The sequence below is a fragment of the Dyadobacter psychrophilus genome, from assembly GCF_900167945.1.
GTDB lineage: Bacteria > Bacteroidota > Bacteroidia > Cytophagales > Spirosomataceae > Dyadobacter > Dyadobacter psychrophilus.
In genome coordinates, this window is the sequence record NZ_FUZA01000017.1 from 1 (window position 1) to 20,151 (window position 20,151).

Annotated in this window: 19 protein-coding genes; 7 read left to right on the plus strand and 12 right to left on the minus strand. The window is 41.3% G+C overall.

Going from position 1 to position 20,151, the window contains the following annotated elements; all coding sequences use genetic code 11:
* Nucleotides 1-62: 62 nt before the first annotated feature.
* Both B5X68_RS27730 and B5X68_RS27735 read right to left on the minus strand, forming a co-directional pair.
* A complete protein-coding gene (locus B5X68_RS27730) occupies nt 63-947 on the minus strand; it encodes an IS3 family transposase (protein WP_082218032.1) in 885 nt (294 codons plus the stop codon).
* A complete protein-coding gene (locus B5X68_RS27735) occupies nt 944-1,255 on the minus strand; it encodes a transposase (RefSeq protein WP_082218033.1) in 312 nt (103 codons plus the stop codon). Before B5X68_RS27735 ends, B5X68_RS27730 begins: the two co-directional genes overlap by 4 nt.
* Nucleotides 1,256-1,853: 598 nt before the next feature.
* On the opposite strand from B5X68_RS27735, the gene B5X68_RS27740 reads away from it, so the two are divergent.
* The 3 genes from B5X68_RS27740 (at nt 1,854) to B5X68_RS27750 (ending at nt 5,196) form a co-directional block, all read left to right on the plus strand.
* The gene (locus B5X68_RS27740; protein WP_082218034.1) at nt 1,854-3,335 is read left to right on the plus strand and encodes a Fic family protein; all 1,482 of its coding nucleotides are present in this window, start codon (nt 1,854-1,856) and stop codon (nt 3,333-3,335) included.
* Nucleotides 3,336-3,520: 185 nt separating this feature from the next.
* The gene (locus tag B5X68_RS27745; RefSeq protein ID WP_082218035.1) at nt 3,521-4,150 is read left to right on the plus strand and encodes a hypothetical protein; all 630 of its coding nucleotides are present in this window, start codon (nt 3,521-3,523) and stop codon (nt 4,148-4,150) included.
* A gap of 2 nt (nt 4,151-4,152) precedes the next feature.
* Nucleotides 4,153-5,196, plus strand: coding sequence for a helix-turn-helix domain-containing protein (locus B5X68_RS27750; RefSeq protein WP_082218036.1), 1,044 nt, complete (start codon nt 4,153-4,155; stop codon nt 5,194-5,196).
* A gap of 19 nt (nt 5,197-5,215) precedes the next feature.
* Here B5X68_RS27750 and B5X68_RS27755 read toward each other — a convergent pair whose 3' ends face one another.
* Both B5X68_RS27755 and B5X68_RS27760 read right to left on the minus strand, forming a co-directional pair.
* Nucleotides 5,216-5,617 carry a hypothetical protein gene (locus B5X68_RS27755; protein WP_141110447.1) on the minus strand — a complete coding sequence of 134 codons (402 nt, stop codon included), beginning with the start codon at nt 5,615-5,617 and terminating at the stop codon, nt 5,216-5,218.
* Between the two features lie 303 nt (nt 5,618-5,920).
* On the minus strand, nt 5,921-6,607 hold the full coding sequence (locus B5X68_RS27760; protein WP_082218038.1) for a TetR/AcrR family transcriptional regulator: 687 nt from the start codon (nt 6,605-6,607) through the stop codon (nt 5,921-5,923).
* Between the two features lie 141 nt (nt 6,608-6,748).
* Between B5X68_RS27760 and B5X68_RS27765 the strand changes: the two genes are divergently transcribed.
* The 3 genes from B5X68_RS27765 to B5X68_RS27775 are packed head-to-tail and all read left to right on the plus strand — an operon-like array spanning nt 6,749 to nt 11,179.
* Nucleotides 6,749-8,434 carry an ATP-binding cassette domain-containing protein gene (locus tag B5X68_RS27765; RefSeq protein WP_082218039.1) on the plus strand — a complete coding sequence of 562 codons (1,686 nt, stop codon included), beginning with the start codon at nt 6,749-6,751 and terminating at the stop codon, nt 8,432-8,434.
* On the plus strand, nt 8,415-9,749 hold the full coding sequence (locus B5X68_RS27770; RefSeq protein WP_082218040.1) for an HlyD family secretion protein: 1,335 nt from the start codon (nt 8,415-8,417) through the stop codon (nt 9,747-9,749). The genes B5X68_RS27765 and B5X68_RS27770 overlap by 20 nt, the downstream gene beginning before the upstream one ends.
* A gap of 14 nt (nt 9,750-9,763) precedes the next feature.
* Nucleotides 9,764-11,179: a TolC family protein gene (locus B5X68_RS27775; RefSeq protein WP_082218041.1), complete on the plus strand. Its 1,416-nt coding sequence runs from the start codon at nt 9,764-9,766 to the stop codon at nt 11,177-11,179.
* 311 nt (nt 11,180-11,490) lie between these two features.
* Here the strand turns inward: B5X68_RS27775 and B5X68_RS27780 are convergent, their stop codons facing one another.
* The 8 genes from B5X68_RS27780 to B5X68_RS27820 all read right to left on the minus strand — a co-directional run bounded on the left by B5X68_RS27780 (nt 11,491) and on the right by B5X68_RS27820 (nt 19,094).
* Nucleotides 11,491-12,318: a universal stress protein gene (locus tag B5X68_RS27780; RefSeq protein ID WP_082218042.1), complete on the minus strand. Its 828-nt coding sequence runs from the start codon at nt 12,316-12,318 to the stop codon at nt 11,491-11,493.
* Between the two features lie 66 nt (nt 12,319-12,384).
* Nucleotides 12,385-13,137: a TerC family protein gene (locus B5X68_RS27785; protein WP_082218043.1), complete on the minus strand. Its 753-nt coding sequence runs from the start codon at nt 13,135-13,137 to the stop codon at nt 12,385-12,387.
* Between the two features lie 406 nt (nt 13,138-13,543).
* Entirely contained in the window at nt 13,544-14,140 is a 597-nt protein-coding gene (locus B5X68_RS27790; RefSeq protein WP_170916752.1) for a leucine-rich repeat domain-containing protein, read from the minus strand.
* Between the two features lie 80 nt (nt 14,141-14,220).
* Nucleotides 14,221-15,030, minus strand: a complete 810-nt coding sequence (locus B5X68_RS27795) for a Fic family protein (protein WP_170916753.1) — start codon at nt 15,028-15,030, stop codon at nt 14,221-14,223.
* Between the two features lie 227 nt (nt 15,031-15,257).
* A complete protein-coding gene (locus tag B5X68_RS27800) occupies nt 15,258-15,992 on the minus strand; it encodes a hypothetical protein (RefSeq protein ID WP_082218046.1) in 735 nt (244 codons plus the stop codon).
* 422 nt (nt 15,993-16,414) lie between these two features.
* Nucleotides 16,415-16,612: a hypothetical protein gene (locus B5X68_RS27805; RefSeq protein ID WP_082218047.1), complete on the minus strand. Its 198-nt coding sequence runs from the start codon at nt 16,610-16,612 to the stop codon at nt 16,415-16,417.
* Nucleotides 16,613-17,361: 749 nt separating this feature from the next.
* A complete protein-coding gene (locus B5X68_RS27815; RefSeq protein ID WP_082218049.1) occupies nt 17,362-17,604 on the minus strand; it encodes a hypothetical protein in 243 nt (80 codons plus the stop codon).
* 53 nt (nt 17,605-17,657) lie between these two features.
* On the minus strand, nt 17,658-19,094 hold the full coding sequence (locus tag B5X68_RS27820; RefSeq protein ID WP_082218050.1) for an NADP-dependent isocitrate dehydrogenase: 1,437 nt from the start codon (nt 19,092-19,094) through the stop codon (nt 17,658-17,660).
* Between the two features lie 90 nt (nt 19,095-19,184).
* Between B5X68_RS27820 and B5X68_RS27825 the strand changes: the two genes are divergently transcribed.
* A complete protein-coding gene (locus tag B5X68_RS27825; RefSeq protein WP_082218051.1) occupies nt 19,185-20,108 on the plus strand; it encodes a LysR family transcriptional regulator in 924 nt (307 codons plus the stop codon).
* Nucleotides 20,109-20,151 lie beyond the last annotated feature (43 nt).

Below are 20,151 nucleotides of genomic sequence, written 5' to 3' on the forward strand. Positions count from 1 at the left end.
TTGACGTGGTTCCCTTTTGGTTTACACTTTTGCGGGTTAGTAAATATTTAAAACTTCAATTCTTATCCCGTTTGTCGGTAATATTCGGCCTCAAATGCTGCGGGATTCAAATAGTTCAAAGACGAATGCAGTCTTCTTGTATTATAATATCCCTCGATGTATTCAAATAGAGCAGACTTCAATCTTTCAATGCTCTCATAACCACCTCTGGGCATATCTAATTCGGCCTTCAGCCTACTCCAGAACGACTCCGCCCATGCGTTGTCGTATGGGTCATCGGCACGGGACATGCTTTGTCTCAGTTTGAAAGTTTTTATTACTTTCTTCATTTCCCGTGATAAATATTGTCCGCCACGATCCGAGTGCACGATCATACCAGGTTTGGCCCTGCGCTTCAACAGTGCTCTCGACAACGGTTCCCTGACAAGACTTTCTTGCATATTGTCAGCCAATTGCCAGCTAACAATTTGCCGGGAATACAAATCCATCCAGGTGCAGAGATAAGCCCACTTCCCGCCTTTCAAAGGCATGTAAGTAATGTCCGATGTCCAAGCTGCATTGGGTCGATCTGGCTTTGACTGGTTAAGCAGAAGGTTTGGACAAACTCGTTTTCCGTGTTTACTATCAGTTGTCCTTGGAATAAACCTAGGTGGTTGAATAGCCCTTAAACCCTCTTTTCGCATGATTTCAGCGACTTTTCGGCGACTAATCTTGATGCCTTTTTGTTTCAAGGATTCTTTGATACGTCGACTGCCATATCGCTTCAAATTACGGATAAACTCGATCCGTATTTCATGCTTTGGGCGGTTGTATTTTTTGTCCGCATTATAACTTTCTCCTCGCCGGTACCGGTAATAAGCTGTGCGGCTTACTTCAAAAAGCGAACACAGATAACTTACCTTATTTGTCCTCGAAAGTGATATTATTAAGTCATAGACGTCTCTCAGTCGGACGTGCTGAAGAGACCCAACGCCTTTTTTAAGATTTCACGGTCGGTTTTCAGGCGTTCAACTTCCGCTCGTAGCCTAGCATTTTCAGCAGCAAGTTTTGCAGCCTTACTACCTTCACTCTCCACATTCTTTGTTTTTGTCTTCATAGTTGCCATTCTCTTCCAACGATATAGAAGATTTTCAGCAATTCCAAACGTCTCCGAGATTTCCTTCGCGCTTCTTCCAGAAGCCAACATTCTCGCTACTTCCTGCTTAAAATCAGCATCGTAACTCTTTCTGGTTTTGCTCCCCTTCTGAACTCCCATTTTGCATCAGGTTGTGCAAAAATGTGTGCCGCTTTTTGGAGCCACCTCATATGACTATTAAACCTTCTATTACAGGTTGTAGATAGTACTTGCTTAGCTCTTTCTTGAAAAGAGTTTCCTCGTCATAAATAACTACTCCGGGCCTAGCCTCGTCTTCATAGTCTATAGGAACCCATACATACTCCTTCTTTTTCTTGTTTTGCGGTTTCTGTGCCCTGTCCCACGCTGCCTTCCGTTTGTGATTTCGATCACTGGATGTTCTATCCAGTCACCTTTATAATTGTTTCGCATCATTGTTCTTGATTTAGGAACAACCCAAAGGTATTTCACTGTTAAAAATTTCGGTAGGACAGCATCGATCGATTAATAAGTATGCTGTTTTTCAGTGTTTTGCAGCCAACCTTTGAATTACAAGCAATGTAAAGGCGGTCAGACCGCAAAAAAAGGAAAGTTGCAGATGACTATCTACTTCACTGTCCTAGCATGTAGATTCCTATTGTTTAGATTTCAAGCAAAATTCAGTTTAATAGAAAATTTTCTTACATTATCGTGATTTATTAGAAAAATTTCCAGTAAAATGCTTATTTTGCATTAGTTAATGGAAAGAATTCTTATGATTAGATTACAAGAGATGCTTTTTGGATCCTCTAATAAAGCTGAATCTGCTAAAATTAGTGCATTAGAGAAAAAGGGTGTGATACTTAAGATAGCTCCACGTATCTACACATCAAACCTACAAGAGCATCCCGAGGTTATTATTAAAAGAAATTGGTTTAGGATTCTATCCAATCAGTTCCCAGGCGCAATTTTAAGTCACCGTAGTGCATTGGAGTTTAAGCCGGTGAACGGTGAGCATATCTTTGTTACATACAGCTACACAAGAAAAAACCACTTACCTGGTCTCACAATCCATTTCCAGCAAGGGCCGGTTCGACAAGAAAATGACAATGTATTTTTTGAAAACCTATATGCTTCACAGGAAGCACGAGCCTTTTTGGAAAATATGCAAGAGACCAGAACGAGAAACGATCTTTCTAAAACGCTTCCGATCTCTGACATTGAGGAAAGGCTCGATCTAATCATTAGATCCAGGGGCGAAGAAGCAGTTAATGCTATCCGGGACGAAGCTCGAAGACTGGCTCCCATTTTAGGCATGGAAAAGGAGTTTTCGAAACTTAACCTTGTGATAAGTACGCTTTTGAATACCGGCGATTCTAGGAGCCTCCATTCGCCTGTTGCCATAGCACGATCGCTCGGAGAGCCATTTGACCCACAAAGAATCAAGCTATTCGAGATACTATATCAAGCTTTAAGCGGTAAAACATTTCCTGCTTATGCCGATAAAAACCTCTCGCTGATAGCATATCGAAATTTCGGGTTTTTCGAGAGTTACTTTTCTAACTACATTGAGGGAACCGAATTTGCTGTTAATGAAGCGCAACAAATTATTCAAACCGAAACGCCGCTGCCTGAACGGGACGAAGATTCTCACGATATATTAGGTACTTATCAAATCGTCTCAGACCGGAGGGAAATGTCGATAACTCCCAGTTCGCCTGATGAGCTATTACAGCTGTTAAGAAACAGACATGCTACATTACTACGAGCCCGCATCTCCAAAAAGCCAGGACAGTTCAAGGATAAAAATAACCGGGCAGGCAACACTGAATTTGTAGATTGGCAATTGGTCGCAGGCACCTTAAAAAAAGGATTTGACTGGTATTCCCTTCTTAAGGATCCCTTTGCCAAGGCAGCTTATATGATGTTTATGATCAGTGAAGTTCACCCCTTTCTTGATGGAAATGGTAGGATTGCAAGGGTGATGATGAATGCTGAACTCTCGTCAAAAAGTCTTTCAAAAATCATAATTCCTACTGTTTACCGAGAAGACTACATGGGTGCATTACGAAAGCTCACCCGTCAGTATGATCCCACTCCCTACATCCGCATGCTTCTAAGGACCTTTGAGTTCAGTTCGTATATCTATGGGGAAGATCAGCTCAATATGGAAAACGAATTAATCCAGTCCAACGCCTTCCAGGATCCAGAAGCTGCGAAGCTAGTAATTATCCCACGCTAAGCGCTAGGCTTTCAATAGATCGAGCAAACCTTACTTATGCCAGGAAACCCATCTAAGCTAGCATGAAGTGTTTCTGGAATATTTAACGCCTTCATTTTGGAATATTTTTTTTAAATATTTTGGAATATTTTTCATTTAATTTTTGGAAATTCGACTAGCTTTGTCCTAAACGAACTTATACCAAAATGAGAAAAATCTTAACTTATGCAGAAGCGCATGAAATCGTATCACCGATGTATGACGACTTGGCTGATTGCATCCAAAGTAGTTTTGCTGAACATCTGACTATGTGCGATTTGGCCAATCAATTTGGCAGGCCTGTCTCCTATGAAAATAGGACCAAGGCTAATATCATACATGACCACCTAAAATCTCATGTGACTGAAAAGTTTCTCAATAGTAATGTGTTTGAGGTTGACAAATGGAACAACATATTCGGCGTCAAGGTAAACGATGACATATTTATACGGTTCAACAAAATCAATGAGAGCCGCAAAATTAGCTGCCGTAAAACAAATCAGTATATCAGCTATATGAGGCAAGGGGAAATTCAAGGGTTTCCCGCAAGTCCAACATTACTTTTTGCTGGATACTTGCCTGACGAGAACTGGACTTCAATTAGGGGAATATATTTATTATGCCCTGATAATGAGAATGTTCTTCATTGGTCATATGAATTGGATCGTCGCAATAGCAGCGAACAACTATCAGTCTTTGAAAGAAACGAAGGGCGCAAAAGAAAGGTTAAGCTAAAACTCTCCGATGATGAAATCTACAAAACACTCAACATCAGGAAATCTGGCACGAATGACTAAGTATGAAATTCAATGAAAAAACATTAACCCTCGCCCGAGAATCTCGCGGGTATACTCAAAAGCAACTTTCTGAAAAATCAGGGGTTGCCCAAGGCACTATTTCCAAAATTGAACTAGGCCAGCTCTCTGCGCCTGAATATTTAATAGAACTATTTAGTAAGGCACTAAACTATCCAGTCGATTTTTTTGCTCAGGAGCCTTACTTCTATGTTCGAGGACATTACCGGTCAAAACAGTCCATATCAGATAAAGCATCAAAGATGTATTTGGCCAAAATGACCATTGTTGAACGCATTTTTACGACTTTACAGACTGCCGTCGAGCTGCCGGAGCCTAATGTGCCCAGTTGGGATATTGATGTAGATGGCGGCAATCCAGCTATGGCCGCTTTATTTGTTAGGGATAAATGGAAAATACCCAAAGGCCGCATCAACAACTTAACTGAATTGGTTGAAGACAATGGAATTTTAGTGATGCTACTTGATCTTGGTGAAAAGGATGGTTTTAGCACATACTCAGACATTAAGTACCCTGTCATATTCCTTAACAACAGACGAACCTCAGACCGGCTTAGATTTACACTTGCCCACGAGCTGGGGCACTTAGTGTTACACTGGGGCAAGAAGGATCATGGCCGTGACGAAGAGCAGGAAGCACACGAATTTGCAAGCGAACTACTAATGCCAAGCCAAGACATAAAGCCGTATTTGAACAAGCTCAATTCTAGCACATTGACTGATCTAAAAAGGTACTGGAAAACATCAATGGCTTCTATCGCCCGAAAAGCAAAAGATTTGGGTACAATAACCCAAGACCAATATTATTATATGATGAAGGGCTTTTCAGCCAATGGTTACCGTACTTTCGGTGAGCCGGAACTATTTGAGCCTGAAAAACCAACAATTTTGAGTGATATCGTTGAACTGTACCTCAATGATCTGAATTACACGAAACAAGAATTGGCAAGCCTTTTGCACCTTTCAATGGACGACCTCGACGAATTGCTTTTTAACAAGGCGAAACTCTTTCAGATATCAAGAAATTAAGCCCCTAAATGGGGCTTAATTAATATGGTAGGTAGTCATCATATGCCCACCAACATACCTTGAAGGTAACTAGCACTTCATCACGATTTTCATCTAGCATATAAAAACCCGGCTGATAATCTCCATCATCAATGCTATTGTAGGTTGCAGATGCCTGCTTTTCACCATCCTCTTTACTTGATAGCACTTGTAAAGGCCTATCATCTTGTGGCATAGAGTCGATAACGTTGTTCCAAACAACTGGTCTTATTACTCGCCTGTCATCTAATATCTCATCAACTTCAAACTTGGAAAGAAATTTAATCTTAGTAAAATATTCATCCCAGTACGCAGGACTAGACTGCGGGTTTGTCTTGTCTTCATAAAGAAAAAACCGCCATACTTCCCCACTTTCGTCCAAATGTTTCACCGAATTTTCCACCAAAATCGAAGCTGGTCTTTTTTGCAGGTAGTTATATAGGGGACACCTTAACGGAAAATTAATGCATCCCTGCATTTCTGAATAAAAAAGCAAAAAAAGCGGACTATAATCTAATTATAGCGACAGCAATAAGGCAAAGTAGTCAGAGATCTCACCAGCTAATCGAGTTTGAAAAGTAATCCTTAAATCGGTTTGGCCTCAAAGTATTTGCGGGCAAAGTAGTTATCCTGATTTTGAAGGTTTCAGATCGTGTTGTTTGGATATGTTATCCAGCCCTTATGATTGCTGCTTTTCATCAATCTCTTATTTCAAACTTTGGTCACCTAGTACCGTAAAAAGCAGATTGCTTAGAAATAAGGCTGTGTAGTCTTTCTGGCCCAACGCACCAACGTCTGTCAGCTTGGGAAGATAGTTGCTGAAAAACTGCTGAAAATGCGATGTCTCTATCAAGGTGCTGCTCAGGGACCTGGGATACTGATAGTCAGGATTATATTCTGTGACGACCTCGGCAATTTTAGCACACAAGTCTTTATAGGGTTTAAAAACCTCTGACTTATTGATCTCTTTAACTTCCTTTACCAGGTACACTTTACTGCTTTCCGAAATGATGATCTGGTTGAGGTACCTTTTATTGTAATCCATCATGCCACTACTTTCTGGAAGTTCCTGGGTGAGCAGCTCGATAATGGTCTTCAATTTTTCTTTCGGATCCGTCATATTCTGCAGTCTAAACATGACCAGAAACTCCATGTAGCTCCAATACCAGTTCAATATGTAAAGTAGTAAGCGGTGTTTGTTTTCAAAGTACCGGTAAATTGTCGCTTCGGTCGTATTGACCTCTAACGCAAGCTTTTTGAATGTAAAATGCTCAAAGCCAAGTTCATAAATCAGGTCTATCGCGCTTTTTATCAATCGTTTACCAAGCTCACTGCTTTCAGGGTCCCGCAGGTAGACTTTTTCGTTTAAGTGAAAGCTTAGATGAAAATTCATATCGAGCAAAATTTGAAATTAGTGTAACACAAGCTAAAAATAGCTTTTGTATTGCAAATAGTTAAATAAATATTTAAACAATAGTAATACTACTATTTAAATTAGTAACAGTATATTTGCATAAAATAGAATGATAAGACAATGGAGAAAATAAAGCCCTTTAAACGGCTATGGGACTTAATCTTAACAGACAGGTCCGATATTGGATCGATCTACTTCTATGCAATATTGAGCGGAGTAGTCAATTTAAGCCTACCACTTGGTATTCAAGCTATTATCAGCTTTGTCCTGGGGGCCTCGATGGTCACTTCCATTTATGTATTGATTACGTTAGTCGTAATCGGGGTGGCCGCTGTCGGCCTGATGCAGATCAATCAAATGAAGATCATTGAAAAAATACAGCAAAAGATTTTCACGCGTTATGCTTTTGAATTCGCTGACAAAATCCCCCGGTTCGACCTGATAAAAACGGACGGGTTCTATCTGCCGGAAAAAGTGAACCGGTTTTTCGATGTATTGAGCGTACATAAAGGTATCTCCAAACTATTACTTGAAGTCCCTATTGCCAGTATCCAGATCGTTTTCGGTCTGGCCTTACTGTCAATTTACCATCCTTTCTTCATTCTTTTTGGACTATCCCTGCTATTGGTGCTTTCGCTGATTTTCCGACTAACGGGCGCAAACGGTTTAAAGACTTCCCTGCAAGAGAGCGTCAATAAGTACAAGACCGTCGGCTGGCTTGAAGAAATGGCAAGAATTAACAATCCCTTTAAGCTTGCCTATGATGCCCATTTCAATTTGACTAGGACCGATACGAACGTAAGCAAGTACCTGCAATCGCGTACAGACCATTTCGGTGTGTTACTTTTTCAATATAAAACACTCATGATCACCAAAGTGGCCATCACCTTGGCGATGCTGGCAGGAGGCTCTTACCTTTTGCTCGAACAGGAAATCAATGTTGGTGAATTCATTGCGGCTGAAATCGTGGTGTTGACCGTGATCAATGCAGTTGAGAAATTGATCATCAATTTAGATAGTGTATACGATGTGGTCACTGGCCTGGAAAAGCTTGCGACCATTACTGAAAACCTCTCTGAACAAACGGGAAGCATTACTTTGGACTCAGTTGAAAAAGGCATCGGCATTGATCTGATTGATTTTTCTTTTGCATTCCCCAGCGGTAAGACAATATTCAGCGGTGTCAACATTCATATTCCATCAGGGAGCCTGGTAGGCGTATATGCAACCGGCATGTCAGGCAAATCCACTTTCTTAAAGATACTCGCCGGACACTTTCAGCAATTCTCCGGCTCTTTACTGATCAATAAGGTGCCCCTCAGAAATTACCGGTTGCCGTCGCTTCGCAAAAGACTAAGTCTGTACCTGAATGAAAAGGATATATTTATCGGATCGGTTCTGGAAAATATTCTTGTGGGCCGAAACCATATCAGCTCGCAGGAAATAGTAAATCTGGCCGAGAAGACCGGCCTTTCTGGATTTTTGGACGCATTGCCTGAAGGGTTTGAAACCCAGGTAGCCCCCAACGGCAAGAACCTGCCAAGTCAATATGTCAAACGCATTTCCCTGCTCAGGGCTTTGCTGGACAATCCGCTCCTTTTACTACTGGAAGATCCCTGGGAGGGCATGGGCGGACCTGAAAAGCAGAAAATGATGGGGTACTTGGCCAGTAAACGCGGCCAGTCCACGGTAGTTATTGCAAGCAGTGACCCCGGATTTCTAGCACAGTGCGACTACCATATTGTACTCAGTAACGCAACAGCCACTATAACACCAAACGTAGAAGATGGATCCGCTTTCTTATAAAATCCCGCTCAAATCCCTGGATACCATTTACCTGCAGGACCAGGAAAGCAAGGTCAGGTATTGGTTTTACGGCATCGTTATCCTGCTGGGACTGACGCTGTTTTTACCATGGACACAGAACATCAAGGCCCGGGGCGACATTACTTCGCTTTACCAGGAACAGCGCCCTCAAAACATTAACTCCCCTATTCCGGGTAAAATCGTCAGATGGGCTGTCAAGGAAGGGGACTTCGTAAAAAAAGGCGACACGATCTTGCAAATCTCGGAGATCAAAGAAGACTATCTGGACCCCAATCTGGTCAGCCGTACCCAGCAGCAGGTGGAAGCAAAAAAAGGTGCAATCAATTTCTATAAAGGAAAAGCGGCCACCTCCGTCTCGCAGATGGAAGCCCTCAGCTCCGCGCAAACTTTTAAGATCAGTCAACTTGAAAACAAGCTGGGCCAGCTTAACAACAAGCTCACAGGCGAGCAGGCTGAGCTGGAAGCCATCACCAATGAATTTAACCTGACCAAAGATCAGTACGAGCGCCAGCAGAAAATGTTCGAGCAGGGGCTGGTTTCACAGACTCAGCTCCAGCAGCGCAACACCACGTTTCAGAATGCGTTGGCTAAAAAAATAGCTGCCGAGAATAAGATAGCACAGACCAGGCAGGAGATGCTCATTGTAAAGATCGAACAAAACGGCGTGCAGCAGGAATATACCGAAAAGATCAGCAAGGCAGAAGGCGACCGGTTGCAGAGCCTGAGCAATATCGCATCCGGACAGGGGGAAATGGCCAAACTGGAAAACCAGGTTGCCAACTACACCATTCGAAATGGCATGTATGTTATCCTGGCCCCGCAGGATGGCCAGATCGTCCAGGCAAATAAGGCGGGTATTGGGGAGATACTCAAAGACGGGGAACGTATCACGGTGATCGTTCCGACACGGGTAAACTATGCGGTGGAAATGTATGTGCGCCCGGTAGACTTGCCGCTGGTCAGCACCGGGCAAAAAGTCAGGTTCATGTTTGATGGCTTCCCCGCTATCATATTCAGCGGCTGGCCCCAGAACAGTTACGGGACCTTTGGCGGAAAGGTGGTCGCATTCGAGCACACGATCAGCACCAATGGGATGTTCAGGGTGCTTGTGGCCGAAGATGCCACTGACCGGCCCTGGCCGCAGCAACTGAAACTGGGAACAGGGGCGCAAGGGATTGCCCTTCTGAAAGACGTCCCCCTTTGGTACGAGCTATGGCGTAACATCAACGGATTCCCACCGGATTATTACACTTTGAAGGAGCCCGGGTCCAAAGGTTCGGGTAAAGAAAAATAAAATGAGGCTGAATTATGAGAAGCTTGGCAATACAATTAGGCCTTCTGGTTGGGCTGACGGTTTTAACCCCGGCGAAATCGCAGGATTCTACCAAAACATTAAATGCGGCGCAAGTCATGGAGCTGGTGCGAAAGTTTCACCCAGTGGCCATACAGGCTGGTATCCATATTGATAAGGCCCAGGCCGACCTGTTGATCGCCCGCGGCGGGTTTGATCCCATCCTGGGTGCTTACGTATCGCGCAAGCGTTTTGAGGGAACTAATTATTACAACGCGACCTCGCCCGAAATCACCATTCCTACCTGGTATGGGATCGAAGTGCACAGCGGCGTAGATAACTACACCGGGGAGCGGCTCGACCCGACGATAACCAAAGGACAATCGGCTTTCCTGGGTGTGAGCGTTCCCCTGGCACGGGACCTGGTCATGGACAAGCGGCGGGCATTCTTGAAGCAAGCCCGCATTTTCAGGTCCCTGGCTGATACCGAGCAAAAACTGGTGCTGAATGATTTGTTGATGGATACCATGGATGCGTATTGGCAGTGGGTCGGTTACTACAATCAGTCTCTGATTGTTAAGGCTAATGTTGAAATCAACACGCAGCGGCTTGATTTTGTCCGCAAGTCGCTGCTCAATGGCGAGCGTGCTGCCATTGACACCATTGAAACATTGGCCCAGTTACAGAGCTTTCAATATCAACAAAATCAGTATCAGCTTGAATTTCGCAATGCAGGTCTGCGGCTTTCTGCGTTTCTATGGAATGATGCGGGCGAGCCATTTACGCTGCCTGAAGCGGTTGTACCTCCCGCCGACTGGGACAATGAACAAAACATAAAAGACTTCGAGCTAGACCTGTCCAGTCTGCTTTTGACGGCCGCACAAACACATCCTGAAATGCGTAGTTATGATTTTAAGCTACGTGCCCTGGACATTGAAAAAAAGCTCAAATTCCAACAACTTTTACCAAAAGCCGATTTCCGATACAACCACCTGAGCAAAGGGTATAATGCACTGGCAAGCGCCGGAGAGTACGCAATTTTTGATAACAACTACCAGTACGGATTCAAGTTTGAAATACCCCTGCGGCTTTCAGCAGGACGCGGGGAATACAAGAAGGCGCAGCTCAAAATCCAGGAGACCAGGCTGGGACGAATGCAAAAACAGCTGGAGCTGGAAGTGAAAGTCAGACAATACTACAATGAGTTTAATGCGCTTAGGCAGCAGATCAGCCTGCAAAATTTGAACTATGCAAACTACCAGCAACTGGTGAAGGCCGAAGAAGTTCGGTTTTCCAATGGTGAAAGCTCGTTATTCCTGATCAACAGCCGTGAAAATAAAGCGCTGGAAGCCCGGCAAAAACTCATCGAGCTGAAAACGAAATATTTTAAAATAGCATATGCTCTCCAATGGAGTGCGGGATTGCTGGACTAAACAATTCTAAAATCTAAACAAACATCAAGATTAAATACTGCCCGGTGGTTATTGCCCGGTAGCCCAGAGTCGAAGGATGTAATACAAAGTGCCGGTCAGCCACGGCTACCAATATATGCTTTGTAGCTGGCACATTTTAATTTTCTAGAATAATGGTGGTGATAATGGTGTGCGTTGTTGGCGTTTTGCACCCGTATGCCCTCTCCCAATCTGGAGATTCGGCCGGCCAAACGTTTCTTGTTTTGATCAGACCACATAAGACTGCCTACTAAACTGTGCTAAGTATACAATCAACTTAAAACGAAAGCCACTTACCTGATATGGTATACGAGTAAGGGCAGACGCGTTTCCACAACCAATCTTTTTGTCATACTTGGATTTGTGATATACTGTTCTAAAAAGCCTCTTTCACGGGTAGAAACAACTAATAAGTCAGCGCCTTCCTGGTAACAATACCTTCTAATACCCTCAATAAAATTTATATCCTGTGCGATAACAACGTCCATATCTGCTATATCGAGCTCCTGGATGTTTCTTAGCATATGCTCTTCATTTGTATGGCTCCCAAGCTGGTGGAACGGATTAATGTGAACCAGGATAAGTTTGGCACCAAGCTGCTTTGCCAGCGCCTTTATCTGATGCAAAATCTCAGTTTCTCGCGGGTCAAACCGCGTAGCATATACAATATTTTTAAACTCCTTTACTGTAGCCTGGGGCGGGATAACCAAGACAGGACAGAGCGCATCCAACGCAACACGGGCTGACAAACTGCCGATCAGTTTATCCATAAATGTCCCCTGCCCTGTCCGGCCAATGACAATCAGATCAGCATTGATCTCATCTGCCTGCCGCAATATCGCAGTCTGGACCGCATCCGACTCCCAAATACCGTGCACCTGATATCCTTCTGACTGAACGCCAGCTACATATTCGTCCAGTTGCTGCTTGTACGAGTTTTCCAATTCGTTGAAAATTACACGCGTACCCTCTGTGATTGGTATTGCAATGCCCTTATCCGCAGACTGGGAGGTATGCATAATGGCCAATTCAGCGCCTGTTTTATCCGAAATTACTTTGGCCGCTTTCAGTACTTTTTGTGAATTTTTTGAGAAATCAATAGGGACCAGTATTGTTTTCATAAAGTATTGGAAATGTTTGATATTGCACGTAAGATAAGCTTGTGGATTACTCGTACTTTTTACCAACTATGATAGCAGGCGATCTTCTGTTTGCTGGTAATGTTCATGGGTTTTTACCGGAGTGCTTTTTGATTTGTTCATGCGTATCTGAAACACATCAACCAGCAGCGAAAATGCCATAGAGAAGTAAATGTAACCCTTTGGGATTTCAAGCCCGAAACCCTCACTCACCAACGAAAAGCCAATTAGTAACAAAAATGACAAAGCGAGCATTTTAAATGCGGGATGCCGGTTTACAAAACTAATGATCGTTTCGGCAGCTACCAGCATCAGTATCACTGTCGCAATAACCGCCACATACATTACCCAAACTTCCCTTACCATACCAATGGCGGTAATTATCGAGTCGATGGAAAAAACCATATCCATGATTAGTATCTGCGTAAGGACTTCTACGAATGAGGAAGCTTTTATCTGTTTACTCTGGTCGCCTTCCTCCCCTTCCATTTTATGATAAATCTCAGTTGAACTCTTATAAAGCAGAAATAAACCTCCGGCAAGTAGCACCAGCTCTTTACCGGAAAACCCTTCGCCATAAACCACAAATAAGTCCTTATCAAGCCTCATAATGAGTGAGATGAGAAGCAAAAGCCCAATGCGCATCACACCAGCAAGTACCAGACCGTACTGCCTGGCTTTCATCTGTTGATCTGCCGGGAGCTTCGCTGCGATAATAGATATAAAAATGACGTTGTCAATGCCTAGAACCGCTTCCAAAGCGACCAGCGATAACAGTGAAATGATGATTTCGAATTCCACGGATAATGTTGTTTAAGTTTGCCCTTTAAATATGAGTGCGGTCTGAACTGCCTATCAAAGCGAATTTCATCATACTTATCATTGGAAAATCTAAATCGCGACAAAATGATTACTTCCTGGCCAAACTCGACCCATAAAAACAGGGTATAAGAAAGCTTTGGAACCTATCATGTCTACTTTGCTCTTGTCAAGATCCAGCAGACTACAAACCATATAAATGCTTGTAGCTTTGCTGATGTTAATGAGCAGAAAATAGCCCAGGAGCGCGTCACGCCATGGAGGTATTCATTGCAGAACATAAAAATCTGAAATGCCAACCTCAAAACTTTGTGCAAATATTAAATTCATAAAAAATAAACCGAAATCTTCGTTAGAAATACTAGTTAGTATTCTGAACATCTAGAACTCAAAATTTTATTTTAATTCCATAATTTTGATTCTGAATGTTTTGATGACTATCTGGACTTATTCTATTATCACGGATATATAGATATTTTAAATTTCTCAAACCCTTTATTTCAGCAGGTACAGAATTGAAGTCATTTTCGTTTAAGTAGAGCATTTCCAAATGCGCCAAGCTACCAATATTCTTAGGCAACCTTTTTAAATGGTCATTTTCTAAATGTAAAATTTTGAGACTTGGTAACAGGCTAAGCGTCCTTATCGCAGTAGCTACCTTGAAATGTTTTTCATCATTTAAAAATAGTTCCTCTAATTTAGTTAAATTACTCAATGACTTAGGTAGAATTTTAAAATCGTTGCCACTTAAATCAAGTACTTTCAAATTCCGTAAAAATGCAATTTCACCAGGTATTTCTTTTAAATGATCGTTTTTGAGACTTAAATATTGCAGATTTTCAAATTTAGCCCAATTAACATTTTGCATCATTGAATTTTTGTTGCTCAAATTTAAACGGTAAACTATTTCTGGATTTTTAAGAGCCTCATCCAAGGACGTATATTCTTTATTTATTAAAGTAGAATCTACATTACTTATTGACATTGATACTAGCTTTGACTGACCCAATACAATTTGCGAATAGGTACAAAGTATAATAATAAGGTGGCTGTATTTCATTTTCATTATTTTATTCCACGATTTTTTGACTGAGATTTTTCTCTATTTATTCCTATAAGATTGACGCTATCATAAAGTAAAGTAACATTGACCAACAAGCGATCAAGTTCCTGTTCAAAGAACTGCTCGGTGTAATCATTCCATTTACCTGGGTGGTTCATAAGCTCTTTAAAGCTACTAGCAAGTGTAGCAATATATTCCTTTTTTTGCGGAGTATCATTTATAAATATTGGGGGATATAACTCGTACATTAGCATCCAGTTTTTTGCAATTCTTGTCACTCTTCCATTTCCATCCACAAAAGGGTGAATTCTAATTAGCTCATGATGAAAATATATTGCCCTAATAACAGGATTTGAAATGAATTGAATTTTGTAAAAAAGTTCAGAAACCAATTGCGGAACGTCTGTTGGATCGGGACAAATATAGGCTCCAATTTGAACAAAGGTTTGTCTGTACCGGTTGGGATGGATAGCATTAGTTTCGGGAGAGGCTAAACGAAGAAGCTGAAATAACTGCATTTCCCTTTCAAAATTATAGTGCAAAATTATTTCTTCTATAACAAAATCAAGTGATACTTTTAAGTTTTGTAAATACTCCTTGGCTTCTTCTTCATTTTGAGCTTCCATTTGAGCATTTTTAATACTCAATAGTTCTTTTAGATTATTAACTCCTTCTAAATATATGTCCAATAGGTCATCGTCGAGGTGGTGCCGGCTGTAGATAATCAGTCTGTAAATTGACTTTATTGTGTTGTCAATTTCGTCTATCTTTTTTTGGTTCATCTTAATTACCTCTATTGGTAGTAGTTCCATTATCACTTGCATTTAATCGTTTTAATTTTATTATACCACTAAACAGGCGAAGGCAATTGAAAAATAATAGATCCCTTGGGGAATGTTAAACAGAAAGCTTTTTACAAGAAGCGAAACGCGTACCGTTATTAAAAAACACAAAATCTGATAAAAATCACCTTATCCAAATTACCCACTTTATCCCTTATTTTCATAAATTCAACGCCAAAGGCGGCGCACTTCAGTTGTCAATATAGGTTCCACCCCATAATGTTCAGTTCCAAAACAAGTCCCATAGGTTTAGGTGTATTGAGGTTTGGTATTTGCCAACCAGCACATATTTGCACTTTTTTACCTACATTATACATTCCTCCAATTACAGCAACAGCAGCATCATTACTTCCGCTTACCCAGTCACCCATTAAATACCACTTTTTTGAGAGTTTGATTTCATAGCCGACCATTGCCCCAAAGGTGTTTCCTTGCCCAACAAACATTTGATTGGTATGGTAAATCCCACCAACAATTCTACTTTTATTTTGCATGAAATGATAGATTCCGATACCATAGTTATAGTAATTTAATTCTTTCTTCTGTATTTTACTGCTTAAGTTATAGCCTATTTGTGTGCCAAAATTGATATCAAAATATTCATTAATAGCAAATTGTTTTTGAATAGTTCCCATCAAAACGGGATACAATGAACCTTTTTGTGAGTTGTCATTGTGTAATAACCGCCATTCTGGGTTAAAGTAAATTCCTTTTCCCACCAAGTTCACCCCTACATCCCAGCCCTTGCCAAGTCCATATACAAAATGAGCCTTAGACTCTAACTTATCCGAATAGATATTAAGTTGATGTTGATAGAAAACCTTTTTATCGATTGTTATATCTCCTGATGGTATATTGAATAAATTCTGTTGTCCGAATGAAGCTTTGGAAATAACAAGGAATAAAATTAATGTCTTATTTAAGTAATTCATAAAGTTTTATTTCTTGTTAAGTATTTTTGTTTAGTCGTACCCTTGTCAATAGTTAGGATTGTACCGGTCGTTTCAGGGCTTTGCGATGATGGAACATCCATCGATCATCGGACCACCCAACAACAAATACTTTTTTTGATAAACAAATGAACAATACCGCTAGTTGTACTTGATAATCTGTCAAAGCTCAAACTTAGGATACCATAGGTAGCGATGCACAAAGCAACTCGTTGAATATTACCAAAAGATTCCCAGTCGAACTTATACGAAAATTCCGGAGTCAAGGACATTATAGGTAGTGGTTAAATTGAGGATGGGCATCGGACCGTGATTGAGAAGAGAATGAAACGTAATAGACAAGGACGGATTATTTAGGCCTGTTAATTAGGTTTATCTTGTATCCTAAATTCAATTTTCACGAGTTAAATTTTTTGGCTTTCATTTGTTTCAATTTTGATTTCATTTTGGGTTAACATTTGACCGGATGCATAAGCTCCAATTATTACTCCGAAAGACGCGAGTAATTGGCTTTCAACAAAATTCTTAGTTGTGAAAGCCATTGTTATAATAGCCGTCATTAGCGTTAGGATCAAAGTAGCTTTTATCATATCTGAATTCATTCCAATTTTTGATTTGGGTGTTAAAACTATTCTACGCCAATAGCTGCTCTATAATCGATAGTTGTTCAATTGTTATTTCTATTGCAACCTGCTAATCTCACTCGGCTATCATTTTTCTGAAAGTAAGGTGTAGTGTACCTATTAAGGCTTTTACTATTCTAACGACGCTAGGGCAGTAACCGAATTCGTATAATGGAGTCCACGGATATCTTACACCCCAAAGATTTTGCCAATGACAGATTATCCTGGATCTCTAACCTGGCCTTTGACAATGCCGTGATTTGTCGTTCGCTTACACAATCACTGACACCAAAGCGTTCCTGCGCGCTGAAGCTTCTTAGTGTGTGGAAGTTAATATTGTTTGTAATCAGGCTTAATAAGATGTCCCGGGCATCTTCTGCTTCGAAGATACCGGACATCAATGTGATATTGTCTGTAATTTCCATAAGGCTTGCACTATTTGCTTATTGAGAGATAGTCAATTTCCCTGCCGCAGTTAAAAACTTTGCAGCGGACACAAAATTTTATGTCCGCTGCTGTATACATAAGGACAGGATGCTTTGAAAAATATAAAATTTTCTATTTTGGCATGTTCTGGGCAGCTACCGGATCTTACAGTGTTTGCCTGACCAAAATCTATCACCACATTTGCATTACACTGTTTTTTACATCGGTAATGACGTAGCTCTAAAAGATGATTCAAGGGTGGTGACCCGTATCATTTCTATAAATCAGGCAATCCTTGCGGATCATCCAGCATTTATATGCGATATAATTGCGATTTTATCCCCACCCTGTTGCATGTACTCCTTCATTTCGGAAAGCTCCCGCTGAAGATTTTTTATCTTTCCTTCACGGCTTTTAATATCTTCTTCGTTCATCTGGGAATGAATTTTACGTTCATGGTATTTGATTTTTATCTGGACCATTGTAGTAACCAGCTCAATGGCATCATCAACCTGAAACTCACCCTTTATTAATTGGATTGTCATTTTTCGTTGGCTGTTATGTTCCTGAATATATATTTACCATTAGGATTGACACGTTATTGGCCTTGACCCATTGAAAACCCGTCCTTGCCATCGAACATATAAAGGTTCTCTGTCTTGATAGTGTCTACGTTTTCTGATATAGACCTGGTAAGAAGGCGAGCTATAACTTCCTTATCTGTCAGCTTGCCATACTTTGCCTTGAAACGGCACCGCCAGTGGTCGGTCAAAAAAGTTTCCTCAAATCCATTGGGCCAAACTTTAATCCCCCTGTTCGTAATCATTGCAAGCTCAATACCGTCCACCTCTATACGTTTCATGGTAATCGCCAGCTCATCCGGGTCTTTGCCAACCCAGTCAACAAATAGATCAACTCCGACAAGCTCCTTGACTGCCCTGGCCTGGCGCTGATATTTTGGAAGTACCAGCGCTGAATTCCCGCTAAAAGATACCTCCTTCAAAGCGCGCGGTTTCTTCCCAAGATTTTCTATAACTGCCAAAGCAAATTCTTTCGTGCCCACTTTCAATCTGCTGGTCTGATCTCTAAATATATCATAGGTATGCGTTCCATCCTCTATGGTTTTGAGCCAGGCGTTGTGTACTCGTTCAGCTACTTTAGTTTGCCCGATGTGGTTTAACATCATTACAGCACCTTGCAGTAAACCTGATGGATTAGCCAGGTTTTGGCCCGCCCTTCTCGGCGCCGAGCCGTGGATAGCTTCAAACATGGCACATTCTTCCCCAATATTGGCTGAACCCGCTAAACCAACGGACCCTGCTATTTGAGCAGCCACATCACTTAGCACATCACCATACAGGTTGGGCATTACCAGTACATCGAAGAGCTCCGGGGTATCAGCCAGTTTTGCCGCGCCAATATCGATGATCCAGTGCTCATTCTCTATATCCGGATATTGCTTTGATATTTCATCGAAGACGCTATGAAACAAGCCATCAGTTTGTTTCATAATGTTATCTTTGGTGAAACAGGTAACCTTTTTTCTGCCTTGCTGCTTGGCATATTCGAAAGCATACCGAACAATTTTTTCACAGCCCGGCCGGCTAATTAATTTCAGGCATTGAACGACTTCGTCTGTCTGACGGTGTTCTATCCCGGCATATAAATCTTCCTCGTTTTCCCTGATGATAACAATGTCCATATCTGGATGCTTGGTATTGACAAAGGGATGAAGGCTCATGCAGGGCCGCACATTGGCGTAAAGCCCTAAAAACTTGCGGGTCGTTACGTTCAAACTTTTGTAACCGCCACCTTGCGGGGTGGTGATAGGCGCTTTTAGAAAAATCTTATTGCGGCGAATCGTATCCCAGGATTCTGGTGCTATACCAGCGGTGTTTCCTGCAAGATAAACTGTTTCACCAACTTTAATTTCTTCAATGTCAATCTTTGCACCCGCAGATAAAATAATCTTCAAAGTAGCATCCATGATTTCAGGGCCAATCCCATCGCCCTTGGCAATTGTAATTTTTGTCATATGATCTTGAACGGTTTGTGGCATCAAAAATAAGCGCTCTAAAACATATATTTTTATTTATATTTACAATACTATCCATAAAAAAAAATTATGAATTATACATTGAATCAGCTACGGATATTTTCAGCGGTTGTTAAAACTGAAAGTATTACGAAAGCTTCCGAGGAATTGCACTTATCCCAGCCCGCTGTTTCTATCCAGCTAAAAAATTTTCAATCACAATTTGACGTCCCCTTAACCGAAGTTGTTGGAAGGAAGATCTACATTACCGACTTCGGTCATGAGATTGCCGTGGCAGCAGAAAATATCCTGAACCAGGTATATGCAATCAATTATAAGACTTTGGCTTACAAAGGACAATTGATTGGTAGACTGAAGATCTCAGTAGTTTCTACCGGCAAATATGTCATGCCATTTTTTCTATCCGATTTTTTGCAGCAGCACCCAGGTATTGAGCTGCTGATGGATGTTACCAATAAAAACAAGGTAATAGAAAGCCTTGAAAACAATGATGTTGACTTTGCCCTTGTCTCCATCCTGCCATCGGCAATCAATATTGAATGCCTGGATCTTTTGCCCAATAGACTGTTTCTGGTTGGAAAAGCCAATCAGCAGTGTAAGCATTCAAATGATGTGAACGAGGTGTTCAAAGATCTTCCTCTCATCTTTAGGGAAAAAGGCTCTGGAACGCGTCAGGTCATGGAGGTCTTCATTGCCGAACATAAAATTTCTGCATTAAAAAAAATGGAACTTACTTCTAATGAGGCTGTTAAACAGGCAATCTTGGCTGGATTAGGATATTCAATTATGCCCTTGATAGGAATTAGAAACGAACTGCTTAATAACGAATTAAGAATAGTAATGGTTAAAGGGCTGCCCATAAACACGATGTGGAGCTTGATCTGGTTGAAGGGTAAGAAACATTCCAATGCATCTTCCTCATTTTTAGAGCAAGTTAACCGGCATAAATCCACCATTATCCAAAATAATTTCAAATGGTGCGAGACATTTTAGAATATCCTGATTGAAATATAGTTACCTGAACATGAATTAGTTT